Source organism: Mucilaginibacter sp. FW306-07-L, from assembly GCF_058782065.1.
The window spans coordinates 723,012-736,255 of record NZ_JBYSXI010000002.1; the positions used below are offsets into that span (position 1 = coordinate 723,012).

Below are 13,244 nucleotides of genomic sequence, written 5' to 3' on the forward strand. Positions count from 1 at the left end.
TTATTTAAACTATTAACTATGTTTGTGTACTTGTTGTTTGAGGGATGTATACACTATCAGAAGAAAATTATTTAAAGGCTATTTACCGCCTGTCGCAGGATGAGGGTAAAATAACGCCCACAGCCATAGCCGAATCATTAGGCAACAACCCGGCATCGGTGGTAGATATGATACGCAAACTAAGCGAAAAGCTACTGATAGAATACGACAAGAAAAAAGGCGTAAAACTAACCCCGCAAGGTTTAAAAGATGCCGTACTGATTGTACGCCGCCACCGTTTATGGGAGGTATTTTTGCTTGAAAAACTGGGCTATCATTGGGATGAGATACATGATATTGCCGAGGAACTGGAGCATATAAATAATGATACCCTGGCCGACAGGCTCGATAAGTTTTTAGGCTTCCCGGAGTATGACCCGCATGGCGACCCGATACCCAAGGCAAACGGCAAAATGGCTAAGCCTTACTCGGTAACCCTGGCGGCCATGAAAAGCGGAAGCACTTGCCATGTAGCTGCCGTACGCGATACCAGCAGCGCTTTTTTACAGTACCTGCTTAAACTCAACATCGGTATAGGTACGCAGATACAATTGGTAGAAAAAATAGCCTTTGATAATTCGCTGGTGATCAGCATTAACGGAAAAGACCAAACCACCGTATCTCAAAAATTTGGTGAGAATATTTTGGTGGAATAAGTTTTTAAATTACTTTTTGATAATAATTTTTAAATCTCTATATTTTTCAATTTCGTGACTTAAATACTTATCACGACCGCTTTCCAATTCTTGGCTAAAAGACTTCTCAATTTTAACACGAGTTCGGTTACTAAGTGTTCCATAAGTCTTATTCTCTGGTTTATCTTGCCTTTTCATTTCTAAAATTTTATATGTTTGTCAACAAAAGCACAATAGTAAACTATTTGATTTGTCCATAATTTAGTTTCATCTTCTGATAATTGTATTTCGTCATTACTGTCAATGGCGACTACTGCAACAACAGAGTTACTTTCATTAAATATAGGTGCCGTAGTACAAAATTTGACATCATTAGTTTTACTAATCTGATAATGAGTTAAATTGTAATTTCTCGGTTCTACAGAACAATCCACTATTATTGCCTTATCATTACAGGTCTTTCCTACCAAGCCTTCACACTTTGGTGTAATTTCAAAATTCAACTTTCCAGCATGGATAGGATCACTAATACCTTTAATCTCCTTCAATGTAAAAACCAATTTTTTATTATACCATTTGTTGAATAAAGCTTTAAAACCACGCTCTGGCACAAATATTCTTGTTTTAAACGTTTTGTTATGCTTTTTAATATTGTCTTTTATACTTTTAAAGTATATGTCTTTATTAAACGATAATAAATCTTCTAAAGTTTTATTTATTTGTTCCAGCTTATTTTTAGTATGTGCAAACTGAATTGGCAATATTAAACCCGCCCAAAAAATACCTACAAAAAAAGAATAAAATTGAAGCTTGGCAATATCCGCATTTGAAGAAATGAAATTGTGCTCTTTTAGAAAAGTGAAGAAACCATCCGATTTACCAATAAAAACTAAAGCTGTAGGAATTAAAGATAAACCTACGATTTTAATATATTCTCTCATTAAAAATTACAGAATGTTATAAGGTTAGTATTAATCAAATATACAATTTACAAACCAAAAATTAACACACCATAAAAAGAAAAGCCGCGGCTATTAAACCGCGGCTTTTCTTATGAATTGACTATCAGTTATTAAAAGAACTTATAGCCAACGCTTAATGCCCACAGGCTCTGGCGCTGATCAAAGTAGTTGCTTACCTTACTCAGGCCACCTTCATAACGCAGATCGACTGTGATGTTACCAACATCAACACCACCACCGGCCTGGAAACCAAGTGTGCTGCTTTTGTAGTTACGGAAAGCCTCGTTCACATTATCGCCAAAACTGCGGCTATCACTCAATATGGCCGAATAAACTGGGCCCGCCACCAGGTGCAGGTTCAGATCGTCCTGTCCGAAGCTTTTACCTACAAGTACCGGTATGTTAAGCGTGGTAAAGCGCACTTTACCGCTATAGGTGTTATCATCACTCTCAAACTTACCACCGCTGCTGCCTAAATATAATTCGGGTTGTAAAAACCAGTTAGAGCCAATACGGGCAAAACCACCAACCTGGTAGCCTGCAACGCTTGATTCTTTCAATTCATCGGTATTAATTTTTGAAAAGGTAACGCCTGCCTTTGCTCCTACTGTAACCTGTGCTTTTGCGCTGATGAAACATGCCACCAGCATTGCAACTGATAAAAAATACTTTTTCATGTTGTGTAAAAATTTGGTTCAACATCCATTTAGATGCATCGTACTTAACAATAGTTTAACCGGATTGTGTGAAATTTAACAGGCATTAACATTTGTGTTGCTTATAGTACTGTGTTATCTCCTCATTTACAACTTAATGATGATGGTGATTATTCAAGCTTGTATCTTTATTAAACTTAGTCTGCTCTGGGCGCAGGGGCCAGTTAATTCCCTTGGTGCGAAGCAACCAAACATCAAGCCGGAAAAACCCTTTAGCCACACATGCCATACTCCCTGGCCCGGTTTTCAGGCAGGTATATGCGCTTTAACCCCTCCTAAATCCTCCCCGATAGGGAGAACTTAAAATAAAAAGTTTGTCATTTCGATCTATGTACGAGAGAAATCCGTCGCTCTACTATGAATGCAGGCAGATCTCTCACTATCGTTCGAGATGACAAAGTATTATTCAGGTAAAGCATGAACCCCAGATAACCTCAACAACCGGCATCAGTAATGCCCGGAGCAGCACAAGCCTTGCCAAATCACAAACTTTCACTGGGCAGGACGTAGCCGGCGATTTTTGTTTCTTTTGATCGTTCAAAAGAAATTTAGGACAAGATAATGAAGCGACCAATCGTTAATATAAAATTGCATTTAAACGCCTAAAACCTTATATTGTATGCCCCCTTTAAAATAAGGGCATCTGTACATGACCGATAGACAAATTAATATAGCTTTTAAAGAATATACTTCTGTTAATGAACTGCCCGATGCAGATAAAGCATTATGCCTTGAAGCGGTAAAGGCTTTAGATACTTCTCACTCACCTTATTCGCACTTTAAGGTAGGCGCGGCGCTGCAACTGAAAAGCGGAAATATATTGCGCGCCAGCAACCAGGAAAATGTGGCCTACCCATCCGGTTTATGTGCGGAGCGTGTGGCGCTGTTTAACTGGGGTGCTAACCACGCCGATGATGCTATTGTAACCATGGCGGTTACCGCGCAAACCAATGATTTTGATTTGCTGAAACCCATAACCTCGTGCGGGGCCTGCCTGCAGGTAATGGCCGAATGCGAAAAAAAGCAAAACAGCCCCATGCGCGTACTGTTATACTGTATAAACGGCCCGGTTTGGGTGGTTGAAGGAGTACAGAGCTTTTTGCCCTTTATGTTTTTTGAAGACCGTTTAACACATTAACCAATGAAAATTAAACTACTGTTAGCCATTGTTGCCGCTTTATTTACCCTTAATGCCAGCGCGCAAAAGGGCTTTCCGTTTGATGCCGAAGTGCGCCAGTTCAAACACCAGGATAGCTTGCAGATGCCTGCACCGGGCGGCATATTATTTGTCGGCAGTTCGTCTATCCGTTTGTGGGATGATTTGGAGAAACGATTTGAGGATAAGCCGGTGATCAAACGCGGACTTGGCGGCTCCGAACTATGGCAGTGGGTAGAGTATTATACGCCTTATGTGCTGTTTCCGTATCAACCAAAAAAGGTGTTTGTTTATGCTGGTGAGAACGATATTGCTTCAGGCCGCACGGCTCAAAATGTAGCCAGTAATTTTGAAAAACTGTGGACCATGATCCATGATAAATTGCCCAATGCTGAGATCTACTTCCTGTCGATAAAGCCAAGCCCAAGCCGTGCTAAATTTTTAAACGAGGTGGTGCTGGCCAATAACCTGATCAAGGCCTATACGGATAGCAAGCCAAAAACTAAATTTATTGACGTAGCCACTCCTATCTTCAACAAAAAAACCATGCGGCCCGATTCGGCCCTGTTCAAAGGAGATTACCTGCACCTGAACAGCAAGGGGTATGACAAGTGGGAAAAAGTTTTGAAGAAATACGTGAAATAGAATTAGTTTAGGCAGATGATCAAAAATCGGCATCTACTGTTAGCTGTAATATTCTTTACGCTGCCTGGTCTTATTCAGGCACAATCCTTCAAAAAACTATCCACCGGCCTGGTTTTTACCGCTCCGCCTTTTAAGCAATGCCATACATCAACCATCGTGCAAAACAAGGCGGGCGAATTGCTGTTGGCCTGTTTCGGTGGCACGCAGGAAGGTAAAAATGATGTGTCCATCTGGTTAACCACCTTACGTAACGGCAAGGCCTCGTCAGTAATGAAAGTTGCCGATGGCGTAGTGAACGATACCTTGCGTTACCCGGCATGGAACCCGGTGCTGTTTAAAGATAGAACCGGTACCATTACCCTGTTTTACAAGGTTGGCCCAAACCCGCGCGAGTGGTGGGGCATGTATAAAACATCTAATGATGATGGTAAAACATGGTCGGCAGCCGTAAAATTACCTGCCGGTATTTTAGGGCCGATAAAAAACAAACCTATTCAGCTTAAAAATGGCGTGATCCTGTCACCGTCAAGCATTGAGGAAATGGGCGAAAATGGTCGCTGGAAAGCTCATATCGAGTACTCCGCGGATAGCGGAAAAAACTGGGCCAACATCCCGGTAGATACCGGCGGTAAGTTTGATGTGATACAACCCAGCGTATTAACGTACCCCGATGGCAAGTTGCAGATACTTTGCCGTAGTAAGCAAGGCAAGGTTGTACAGGCCTGGTCCGCCGATGGGGGTAAAACCTGGGGCAAGCTTTCGGCAACCTCACTGCTCAACCCCAACTCGGGCACAGATGCCGTTACACTGAAAAGCGGTAAGCAACTGATCGTTTATAATCCTGATGTGCCGGGTAAAGATTGGTTTAATGGCCGTGGTAAGTTGCGCGTGGCCATGAGTATCGATGGTGAAAAGTGGACTGACGTTGCTGAATTGGAGAATGGTGACAAAGAGGAATACAGCTACCCCGCCATTATACAAACTAAAGAAGGCTTGATACACATTACTTATACGTATGACCGTAAAAACATTAAGCACGTAGTATTGAAAGAACAATAAATAAAAAACCCCGGTCAAATGACCAGGGTTTTTGCTTAAAGAATAAAAATAAACTAAACTAATTATTACGCTTTGAAGGTAGAGTACACATTGGTGATCTTCCAGCCGTTACCGGTGTTGCTTATGGTTACCAGATTGCTGCGTGTAAAACCGTTATACTCTAAATCAACTTTTACAATGGCTACTTCGCCGTTGCTTTCAACTGTTGAAGTGGTTACTTTACACTCCTGGTCAGTATTTTTGGTTGATTTCATCGACTCCAGGATCTCGCTTTTGCTGAAGTTTAAAGTTTGCTTGCCGCGCATCATGCTGAATTTTACATTATTGTCAAGCACTTGCGAAAAGCCATCAAGTTTGCCATGTGTAACGGCTTCTATATAGGTGTTAACAGCGTAGTCTTTTGTTAATTTAGCAATGTCGTCGGCTTTAACAAAGTTGGTAGTTATGATTAAAGCTAAGCCTAATAGGATTGATTTTAAGGTTTTCATGATATTGATTGTTTAAAGGTTATTTATAAATTATGTTTTGTTTTTATATCTATAAGACAGCAGCACTATTGCAAACGTTACAGGCATTTTACTAATTGATTCACTTTTAACATATATTTAACAAACGCCGCAAAAAGGCAAGCTAAAAGCCTCAAAAAGCACTTTTTAATTAACCGGATTATAACACTAGGCCTATGTTATTACAAAACCTCACATTTATGCAGCTACGGCTGGAGCATTTAGCTGCAAAAAAAATAATCGGGCTTCAGGTAACAACCAGCATAGCCCATAACCGCACGGGCTTATTATGGCAAACGTTTATGTGCTGGATAACCGGCTGTACTTTGAGCCACTTGACGGAAAGTATAAAAGCAACGATCCATCATCCGAAGAAGAAATATGGATACCGGTAAAGCCAAAAAAATCAGATGATCACGTTTGATACGATTATACTGCAATTTGCCGAGAACGGCGATAAAACCGGCTGGACGTATATTGAAGTACCGGCTGATTTGGCAGCGGAGTTGAAGCCCGGCTTTAAGAGGTCGTTCCGGGTTAAAGGCATGCTTGATGGTTTCGCTGTGGCCGGTGTAGCTTTACTGCCCGCCGGCGAGGGTAACTTTATATTGCCGGTAAACGCGCAGATGCGCAAAGGTATCCGCAAGGGAGAAGGCGCTATGCTGCGGGTGGAGTTGGAAGAAGATACGGATTTTAAAATAGAAGTACCCGATGACTTGGCCGTATGCCTGGAGTACGAGCCCGAAGCCGGCGAGTATTTTTATGGCTTAACGCCATCACACCGCGGGTATTTTATTAAATGGATTGACAGTGCCAAAACCCAGCCCACACGCGATAAGCGTATCGCCCTTACAGTAAACGCGCTGGTTAACCGCTGGGATTACGGGCAGATGATCCGCGCATCCCGAAAGGAGTAAAAATAAAAAGGGCCCCTGAAAGCCAAATCGGGACCCTTTTACACACAATTGTTATACACCAACGCTTACTTATATACCGAGCAAACATTAGTAATTTTCCAACCCTTGCCTGTGTCGGCAAAGGTCACGTAGTTGGTACGCGTAAAGTTACCATACTCCATTTCTACTTTGAGTACTGACATTTGCCCGTTCTCCTCAACAACGGTGGTATGGGTATTACACTGTTGTTTTATGCCTTTTAAGTTGGTTTGCATGTACGCGATCATTTCGGTTTTGCTGTAAGTGGCCACACGTTTGTTGCCCATCAGTATGCAAAACTTGGCATCCTTGTCTAACAGGCTTTCAAGGCCTTCCAATTTGCCAAGCGTTACCGCTTCTACATAAACATTGGTAGCGTATGTTTTAGTTAGTTTGTAATCGTCGTCGTTGTTTGCCTTTGCAAAACCACCAACTACTATCAGCAGTATGGTGAATAATATTTTTAAACTTTTCATGATCGTGGTAGTAAAGGGGTTAATTATTATTTATATAGATAAGACACTCCGAAAATTAAATACGTTACAGCCTGATCAGAATATTTATTATAAAAGATACTTATGGCAAACAACTTAGGTTAACATGTGCATAAGTAGGCTTAGATAATAGCGGGGGAAGCCTTATCTTTACAAATCCATATTTTTTATTGCTAATAAATGAGTGACGATCTGACTAACGATATACCTGCTAACGGCGAAGAAAAATTACACAATGTTACCTCACTTGATGGCCTGTACGAAAACTGGTTTCTGGATTATGCCTCGTATGTAATACTTGACCGTGCCGTACCCCATATTAATGATGGTTTAAAACCGGTACAACGCCGTATACTGCACTCGTTAAAAGAGATGGACGACGGGCGCTTTAACAAAGCGGCCAACGTTATTGGTAATACCATGAAGTACCACCCGCATGGTGATGCCTCCATTGGCGATGCCATGGTACAGATAGGGCAAAAAAACCTGCTGATAGATACGCAGGGTAACTGGGGCGACCCGGTAACCGGCGACTCGGCGGCGGCACCCCGTTATATTGAGGCCCGCCTGTCAAAATTCGCTAATGAAGTAGTATTTAACCCGGATACCACCAATTGGCAGGCCAGTTATGATGGCCGTAATAAGGAGCCGTTAACACTGCCGGTAAAGTTCCCCTTGCTGCTTGCACAGGGTGCCGAGGGTATTGCCGTAGGCTTGGCCACTAAAATATTACCGCACAACTTTGTGGAGCTGATTGATGCCTCGGTAGGGGTATTAAGGGGTGTGCGCCCTAACCTGCTGCCCGATTTTACCACCGGCGGCATGGCCGATTGCTCTAACTATAACGAGGGCCAACGCGGCGGGCGTGTGCGTGTACGTGCTAAAATTGTTGAGCGCGATAAAAAAACGCTGGCCATTACCGAGATCCCCTTCAGCACTACTACCGGGGGATTGATTGATAGCGTAATATCAGCCAATGATAAGGGTAAGATCAAGATCAAGAAAATAGAGGATAATACCGCTAAGGATGTAGAGATCATTATTCACCTGGCACCAGGCATATCGCCCGATGTTACCATTGATGCGCTTTATGCCTTTACCGATTGCGAGGTATCCGTATCGCCCAATACCTGTGTAATACAGGACGACAAGCCACGCTTTTTGAGCGTGAACGATATGCTGGTGGAGTGTACCGAAGCCACGAAGGCCCTGCTTAAACAGGAGCTCGAGATCAGGCTGAAGGAGTTGATGGAGAAGATCTTTTTCAGCTCGCTGCTTAAAATATTTATCCAGGAGGGCATGTACAAGCACCCGGATTACGAGCGTTCAACTAATTTTGAAGAAGTGGTGGCCGTGCTTAACCGCTTGTTCGAGCCGTTCTTTCCACAGTTTTACCGCGAGATATTAGCGGAAGATTATAAAAAGCTGATTGATAAACCAATGAGCAGCATCACCCGTTTTGATGTAAAGAAAACGGATGAGCAGATCAAAAACCTGCAGGATGAGATCAAGGAAGTAAAGCATCACCTTAAACACCTTAATGATTATGCCATTGCCTGGTTTGAAAAATTAAAAGACAAGTACGGTAAAGATCGCGGCCGCAAAACGGAGCTGCGCACATTTGACAGGGTAGAGGCTGCACAAGTAGCTTTGGCCAACGTTAAGCTTTACGTAAACCGTGCCGATGGCTTTGTAGGTTCAGGCCTCAAAAAAGATGATAATGTAGAGCTGGTAGGCGAATGTTCAGATATTGATGATATCATCGTTTTCCGCAGCGATGGCCGCTTTAGCGTGGTGAAGATACAGGATAAGGTTTTTGTAGGTAAGGATATTGTGCATGTAGCCGTGTTTAAAAAGAACGACGAACGCACCATCTACAACATGATCTACAAAGATGGCGAAACCGGCGTATGCTATATTAAGCGTTTTGCGGTAACCGGCATTACGCGCGATAAGGAGTACGACCTCACCAAAGGTACCAAAGGCTCAAAAGCGCTGTATTTCAGCGCCAATCCTAACGGCGAGGCCGAGGTGATCAACATACAGTTAAAGCCGCACTCCAAACTTAAAAAACTACAGTTCGATCTGGATTTTGCCGAGGTAGGCATTAAGGGCCGCGGCTCAATGGGTAACATTGTTACCAAGTACCCGGTTAAAAAAATAACGCTTAAAAGTAAGGGCGTAAGCACGCTTGCCGGCCGTAAAATTTGGTATGATGACGTGCTTAAACGCCTCAATGCCGATGGCCGCGGCAAATACCTGGGCGAGTTTGACGGCGACGATCGCATATTGACCGTGCTAAGCAACGGCGTGTATGAGCTAACCAGCTTTGATTTGAATAACCACTTTGATGACAAGATGATCGTCATCGAAAAATACGATCCGGAAAAAGTATATACGGTGGTGCACTTTGAGGGCAAGGCCAAAAACTATATGGTTAAGCGCTTTATGTTTGAAAATACCGCCATTGGCAGGCAAACCAGCATCATCAGCGATGAGGCCGGCTCAAAACTGGTCATCATATCCGGCGCGGCGCAGGTAGTGGTTAAGGTGGAGCAGTTAAAGGGCAAAGCCCAGGTAGCCGAGGCCGCTGAACTTAACCTGGCCGACCTTATTGATGTTAAGGGAATGAAGGCGATGGGTAACCGCCTGTCGGCCCATATAGTGCAAACGGTTGAGCTGATTGCCGAGCATGATGATGCCGCCGATGTGCCCGACCCGGCACCCGATAGTGTGGAGGCTACCGAGATCATCCAAACACCGGAGAATAAAACTACGGTTGATGCCCCGCCTGCTAAAAACACACCGGTTAATAACGTGGTGGAAGAAAAACCGGCAAAGAAGATAGACCTGGAGATCACCAATCCGGATGATATTGATATAGACGATAAAGGCGGGCAGTTGGGCCTGTTTTAAACTACAGGGAATTGGTTATATTTGATGGTACTTAGTACTTTATCATATATAACTGATTCTCTATATGTTTTCTGCTGATAATAGCTATCTGTATTATATACCATTTGTTTTACAAGGTATTTGCGCCATCCATTGCATTCGTAACGGGCATCAGCAAAAATGGTTATGGGTAATTATAGTACTGCCGGTTATTGGCTGTATTGCCTACCTGTATTCCGAAGTTATATCGGGCCGCCGTATGCGCCAGCCTAATATTGATGTAAAGGCCATGCTTAACCCCGGTGTTAAGTACAAGCGTTTAGAGGAGCAATTGCGCTTTAGCGATACCTTTGCCAACCGCATAAAACTGGCCGATGCCTACCTGGAGGGCGGCTTTACCCAACAGGCCATTGAACTGTATGAAAATAGCCTGACCGGTGCTTTTGCTGAAAATGAGCATGTTTTGCAGCAACTGATCATAGCCTATACCCAAAGCGAGCGGTATGAAGATGCGATTACAACCGCACAAAAGATATACAAACTGCCGCAGTTTATACGTTCCCGCTCACATATATTGTATGCTGTAGCCCTCGAAAAAACCGGCCACACAGAGCAGGCCGAAGCTGAATTTAAGCTGATGAAAGGCCGCTACTCCTACTTTGAGCAACGTTACGAATACGCGTTATTTTTAATACGCAACGACCGCCCCGCTGATGCCGCCGATATACTGGCCGATATGCTGGAAGAACAACAGCACCTTACCCCGGTTGAGCGCAAAAGCAATAGTAAGTGGTTTAGTTATGCCAATGCTGAACTACGTAAATTACATTCATCAAATAAGACCGCATAAAAAAAGCGACACATTGCTGTACCGCTTTCCGTAAATAATATTTTTCTTCCTCCAGATTACAAGATCAGGATCAATACCAGGATGATGATAATGATAGCGCCTACTGAAAGGTAAACACCACCGCCACCCATGGCTTGTGCTTCTTTATTCAGGCTTTTCAGCTCGTTTTTCAATTCCTTGCGCTCGGCTTTGTTCATTTCTGATCTGTCCATCGCCTTGATCTCGGCAACGCGCAGTTTAATTTCTTCAATGCGGGCTTGCTTTTGCTCCTCGGTCATGTTGGCAATGGCCTCTTTGTTAACGCCGTCTTTCTTGTCGTCGTTATAAGTAGCGGCATTGCTGGTAAAAGCTGCAAAAGTTAGCAGCAAGGTAGTAGCTAATAGATAAATTTTCCTTTTCATAGCAGTTAATTTATTGTGAGTTTTACACTGATAATATTTAAACGCTTTGAAATGTTTTAAGAATTTGCAATAAATTAACACTACACATTTTTAAATGCTGATGAACCATGCCGCTTCAAACGTATGGCCCTGTTTAAGTGAATGTATAGCCTCTTTCTGGCTAATGTCATTCGGGTGGCCTTCGGTATCGGTATAACCCAGCCAGGGCTCAATACAAACAAAATCAGCACCCGGTTTTGCCCAGATCCCTAAATGGTTAAAGTGCGGGTATTCTACCGTTAGTGACTGATCGTGCTTGTCGCTTTTAATAATTAGTTGCTTTGATTTAACGTTCTTGAAAACCAGCGCGTCGCGGTCAAATAAAGGTTTGGTTAAGCGTAGCTTTTTCCCTTCAAGCGCTACCGGTTCGGTTTGGCCAGTCAAAAATCCACCGTCAGAGAGTACATAGCGGTTCAGTTCTTCTTCCGTTTCAAACTCCAGGTAATAATCCTCATAGTTCTCACCCGCGTTAAACGGCACATTAAATGCCGGGTGCCCGCCTACCGAAAAGTAAATAGTGCGGTCGTCATGATTAATGACCTTGTAGGTAATACGCAGGGCATTCTCAATCAGGGTATAAATTATCTGGAAATCAAATTTATATGGGTAAACCTTTAAGGTTTCGGCACTGTTGGGTAACGAGAAAACGGCATGTACCTCACTTTCGTCAATCAGTACAAACTCGCTGTTGCGGGCAAAGCCGTGGCGGGGCAGCGGGTATTTTTCGCCATCAACCAGTAATTCGTTATTTAATACCATACCCACAATAGGGAACAGGTTTGGCGCATGCCAAGGCCATACCGTTTCATCGGCCTGCCAAAGCTGTTCAACGCCTGTTTTTTTATTGAATACCGATGTTAGTTCGGCGCCTTTAGAGCGGACAGATACTTTTAAGTGATCGTTTTGAATGGTTGTCATGTACGGATAACTTTAGCTGATAATATATGTTTATTATAATTGTGCTATGCAAAAAATTCTAAAATCTAAGTTCTAAATCATAAATGCTAAAACCTAAAATTCTAATCAGGAGTTACTAACCACCGGCCTCTGATCACTAATCTCTAAACACCACTCACCATTCACCACTCACCATTTAACTATTGGCTCACCTTAGTTGCTGATGTCATCAGCGAGTCCTTATCAATCGGGCTAAGCCTATTACGCCATTTGTATAAAGCGCCTTCCCAATCACCATACGTGGGGTTAGGCAGCACGATGTATTTAATACCGAACTGATTGGTCAGTCTGCGTGTCGCCTCATCACGATCTTGCTCAGTAGGCTTATTATCATATAACGGATCAAAATCAGGCAGGTTATCACCGCAAAGCAAAATAATGTTATGCGTTTTTAACACCTGCTGGCGGCGGCTCTCTTTACTTGATGATGTTGTGCGTAATTGTAAATGTGCATTATCGGCATTGGGTAAGCCATAGCGTTGCAGGTTTTTGAGGGTAGCGCCTCGTTCGTCCTCATCGCGGTTGGTAATGTAGAATATGGTGATGCCTTTTGATGCCGCGTATTTAAGGAACGATGGTGCACCTGCAACCGTGTCGGCAATGGCTTTGGCTGTCCATTCCTTCCAGGTTTTCGCATCAAACTCCAGGTTGTTAAGGGCACGTTGCGCATCGTACGGACTATTATCCAACACGGTTTCATCAATATCAGTAACAATAGCCAGGGGTTTGGTGCTTGGTGTTTTTATAGCCTGATCAACCTGTAAATGGGCACTGTTATACGCCTGAAAGCATAAAGCTTTATATTCCGCAGCTCTTTGTTGCCATAATGATGCCCATGTTTTACCACTGTTTACTGCCGAGCGCTTTTGTACAGCTAAGCGGTATACAGAACAGGCACTAAGTAAAGTGCAAAGTGCTACTACCAGCGGGAGTTTTATTTTTTCAATCATTATAA

The 13,244-nt window shown here is 43.1% G+C and carries 16 protein-coding genes; 8 read left to right on the forward strand and 8 right to left on the reverse strand.

The window, feature by feature from the left end; all coding sequences use genetic code 11:
• Positions 1–44: 44 nt before the first annotated feature.
• The gene (locus tag AC3WJC_RS13360; RefSeq protein WP_492399610.1) at positions 45–695 is read left to right on the forward strand and encodes a metal-dependent transcriptional regulator; all 651 of its coding nucleotides are present in this window, start codon (positions 45–47) and stop codon (positions 693–695) included.
• 9 nt (positions 696–704) lie between these two features.
• Here the strand turns inward: AC3WJC_RS13360 and AC3WJC_RS13365 are convergent, their stop codons facing one another.
• From AC3WJC_RS13365 to AC3WJC_RS13375, 3 genes are all read right to left on the reverse strand, one after another.
• The gene (locus AC3WJC_RS13365; protein WP_492399611.1) at positions 705–872 is read right to left on the reverse strand and encodes a hypothetical protein; all 168 of its coding nucleotides are present in this window, start codon (positions 870–872) and stop codon (positions 705–707) included.
• A 2-nt stretch (positions 873–874) separates the two neighbouring features.
• Positions 875–1,615: a hypothetical protein gene (locus AC3WJC_RS13370; protein ID WP_492399612.1), complete on the reverse strand. Its 741-nt coding sequence runs from the start codon at positions 1,613–1,615 to the stop codon at positions 875–877.
• Between the two features lie 131 nt (positions 1,616–1,746).
• Entirely contained in the window at positions 1,747–2,313 is a 567-nt protein-coding gene (locus tag AC3WJC_RS13375) for a porin family protein (protein WP_492399613.1), read from the reverse strand.
• Between the two features lie 688 nt (positions 2,314–3,001).
• Between AC3WJC_RS13375 and AC3WJC_RS13380 the strand changes: the two genes are divergently transcribed.
• From AC3WJC_RS13380 to AC3WJC_RS13390, 3 genes are read left to right on the forward strand one after another with little or no spacing between them, the layout of a single operon-like run.
• Positions 3,002–3,490, forward strand: coding sequence for a cytidine deaminase (locus AC3WJC_RS13380; protein ID WP_492399614.1), 489 nt, complete (start codon positions 3,002–3,004; stop codon positions 3,488–3,490).
• Positions 3,491–3,493: 3 nt separating this feature from the next.
• Positions 3,494–4,153 (forward strand): GDSL-type esterase/lipase family protein, encoded by a 660-nt coding sequence (locus AC3WJC_RS13385; protein WP_492399615.1) that lies wholly within the window; start codon positions 3,494–3,496, stop codon positions 4,151–4,153.
• Between the two features lie 15 nt (positions 4,154–4,168).
• Complete coding sequence (locus AC3WJC_RS13390) at positions 4,169–5,212, forward strand: sialidase family protein (protein ID WP_492399616.1); 1,044 nt, start codon at positions 4,169–4,171, stop codon at positions 5,210–5,212.
• 65 nt (positions 5,213–5,277) lie between these two features.
• Here the strand turns inward: AC3WJC_RS13390 and AC3WJC_RS13395 are convergent, their stop codons facing one another.
• Entirely contained in the window at positions 5,278–5,700 is a 423-nt protein-coding gene (locus tag AC3WJC_RS13395) for a nuclear transport factor 2 family protein (RefSeq protein ID WP_492399617.1), read from the reverse strand.
• A gap of 307 nt (positions 5,701–6,007) precedes the next feature.
• Here AC3WJC_RS13395 and AC3WJC_RS13400 point away from each other — a divergent pair, with 307 nt between their 5' ends.
• Together AC3WJC_RS13400 and AC3WJC_RS13405 are read left to right on the forward strand one after the other, a co-directional pair.
• On the forward strand, positions 6,008–6,142 hold the full coding sequence (locus AC3WJC_RS13400; RefSeq protein ID WP_492399618.1) for a hypothetical protein: 135 nt from the start codon (positions 6,008–6,010) through the stop codon (positions 6,140–6,142).
• The gene (locus tag AC3WJC_RS13405) at positions 6,129–6,635 is read left to right on the forward strand and encodes a YdeI/OmpD-associated family protein (RefSeq protein ID WP_492399619.1); all 507 of its coding nucleotides are present in this window, start codon (positions 6,129–6,131) and stop codon (positions 6,633–6,635) included. Before AC3WJC_RS13400 ends, AC3WJC_RS13405 begins: the two co-directional genes overlap by 14 nt.
• Before the next feature lie 65 nt (positions 6,636–6,700).
• Here AC3WJC_RS13405 and AC3WJC_RS13410 read toward each other — a convergent pair whose 3' ends face one another.
• On the reverse strand, positions 6,701–7,129 hold the full coding sequence (locus AC3WJC_RS13410) for a nuclear transport factor 2 family protein (protein WP_492399620.1): 429 nt from the start codon (positions 7,127–7,129) through the stop codon (positions 6,701–6,703).
• A gap of 198 nt (positions 7,130–7,327) precedes the next feature.
• Between AC3WJC_RS13410 and AC3WJC_RS13415 the strand changes: the two genes are divergently transcribed.
• On the forward strand, positions 7,328–10,063 hold the full coding sequence (locus AC3WJC_RS13415; protein ID WP_492399621.1) for a DNA gyrase/topoisomerase IV subunit A: 2,736 nt from the start codon (positions 7,328–7,330) through the stop codon (positions 10,061–10,063).
• A 64-nt stretch (positions 10,064–10,127) separates the two neighbouring features.
• Positions 10,128–10,892, forward strand: a complete 765-nt coding sequence (locus AC3WJC_RS13420) for a PLDc N-terminal domain-containing protein (RefSeq protein ID WP_492399622.1) — start codon at positions 10,128–10,130, stop codon at positions 10,890–10,892.
• A 56-nt stretch (positions 10,893–10,948) separates the two neighbouring features.
• On the opposite strand, the gene AC3WJC_RS13425 is transcribed toward AC3WJC_RS13420, so the two are convergent.
• The 3 genes from AC3WJC_RS13425 to AC3WJC_RS13435 all read right to left on the reverse strand — a co-directional run bounded on the left by AC3WJC_RS13425 (position 10,949) and on the right by AC3WJC_RS13435 (position 13,239).
• Positions 10,949–11,293: a hypothetical protein gene (locus AC3WJC_RS13425; protein ID WP_492399623.1), complete on the reverse strand. Its 345-nt coding sequence runs from the start codon at positions 11,291–11,293 to the stop codon at positions 10,949–10,951.
• Positions 11,294–11,383: 90 nt separating this feature from the next.
• Entirely contained in the window at positions 11,384–12,250 is an 867-nt protein-coding gene (locus AC3WJC_RS13430) for an aldose 1-epimerase family protein (RefSeq protein ID WP_492399624.1), read from the reverse strand.
• A gap of 179 nt (positions 12,251–12,429) precedes the next feature.
• A complete protein-coding gene (locus AC3WJC_RS13435; RefSeq protein ID WP_492399625.1) occupies positions 12,430–13,239 on the reverse strand; it encodes a 5'-nucleotidase, lipoprotein e(P4) family in 810 nt (269 codons plus the stop codon).
• Positions 13,240–13,244: the final 5 nt, after the last annotated feature.

Coding starts and splice junctions, on each gene's coding strand:
- AC3WJC_RS13360 (WP_492399610.1), top strand. CDS start 45: ATGTATACACTATCAGAAGAAAATTATTTAAAGGCTATTTACCGCCTG.
- AC3WJC_RS13365 (WP_492399611.1), bottom strand. CDS start 872: ATGAAAAGGCAAGATAAACCAGAGAATAAGACTTATGGAACACTTAGT.
- AC3WJC_RS13370 (WP_492399612.1), bottom strand. CDS start 1,615: ATGAGAGAATATATTAAAATCGTAGGTTTATCTTTAATTCCTACAGCT.
- AC3WJC_RS13375 (WP_492399613.1), bottom strand. CDS start 2,313: ATGAAAAAGTATTTTTTATCAGTTGCAATGCTGGTGGCATGTTTCATC.
- AC3WJC_RS13380 (WP_492399614.1), top strand. CDS start 3,002: ATGACCGATAGACAAATTAATATAGCTTTTAAAGAATATACTTCTGTT.
- AC3WJC_RS13385 (WP_492399615.1), top strand. CDS start 3,494: ATGAAAATTAAACTACTGTTAGCCATTGTTGCCGCTTTATTTACCCTT.
- AC3WJC_RS13390 (WP_492399616.1), top strand. CDS start 4,169: ATGATCAAAAATCGGCATCTACTGTTAGCTGTAATATTCTTTACGCTG.
- AC3WJC_RS13395 (WP_492399617.1), bottom strand. CDS start 5,700: ATGAAAACCTTAAAATCAATCCTATTAGGCTTAGCTTTAATCATAACT.
- AC3WJC_RS13400 (WP_492399618.1), top strand. CDS start 6,008: ATGGCAAACGTTTATGTGCTGGATAACCGGCTGTACTTTGAGCCACTT.
- AC3WJC_RS13405 (WP_492399619.1), top strand. CDS start 6,129: ATGATCACGTTTGATACGATTATACTGCAATTTGCCGAGAACGGCGAT.
- AC3WJC_RS13410 (WP_492399620.1), bottom strand. CDS start 7,129: ATGAAAAGTTTAAAAATATTATTCACCATACTGCTGATAGTAGTTGGT.
- AC3WJC_RS13415 (WP_492399621.1), top strand. CDS start 7,328: ATGAGTGACGATCTGACTAACGATATACCTGCTAACGGCGAAGAAAAA.
- AC3WJC_RS13420 (WP_492399622.1), top strand. CDS start 10,128: ATGTTTTCTGCTGATAATAGCTATCTGTATTATATACCATTTGTTTTA.
- AC3WJC_RS13425 (WP_492399623.1), bottom strand. CDS start 11,293: ATGAAAAGGAAAATTTATCTATTAGCTACTACCTTGCTGCTAACTTTT.
- AC3WJC_RS13430 (WP_492399624.1), bottom strand. CDS start 12,250: ATGACAACCATTCAAAACGATCACTTAAAAGTATCTGTCCGCTCTAAA.
- AC3WJC_RS13435 (WP_492399625.1), bottom strand. CDS start 13,239: ATGATTGAAAAAATAAAACTCCCGCTGGTAGTAGCACTTTGCACTTTA.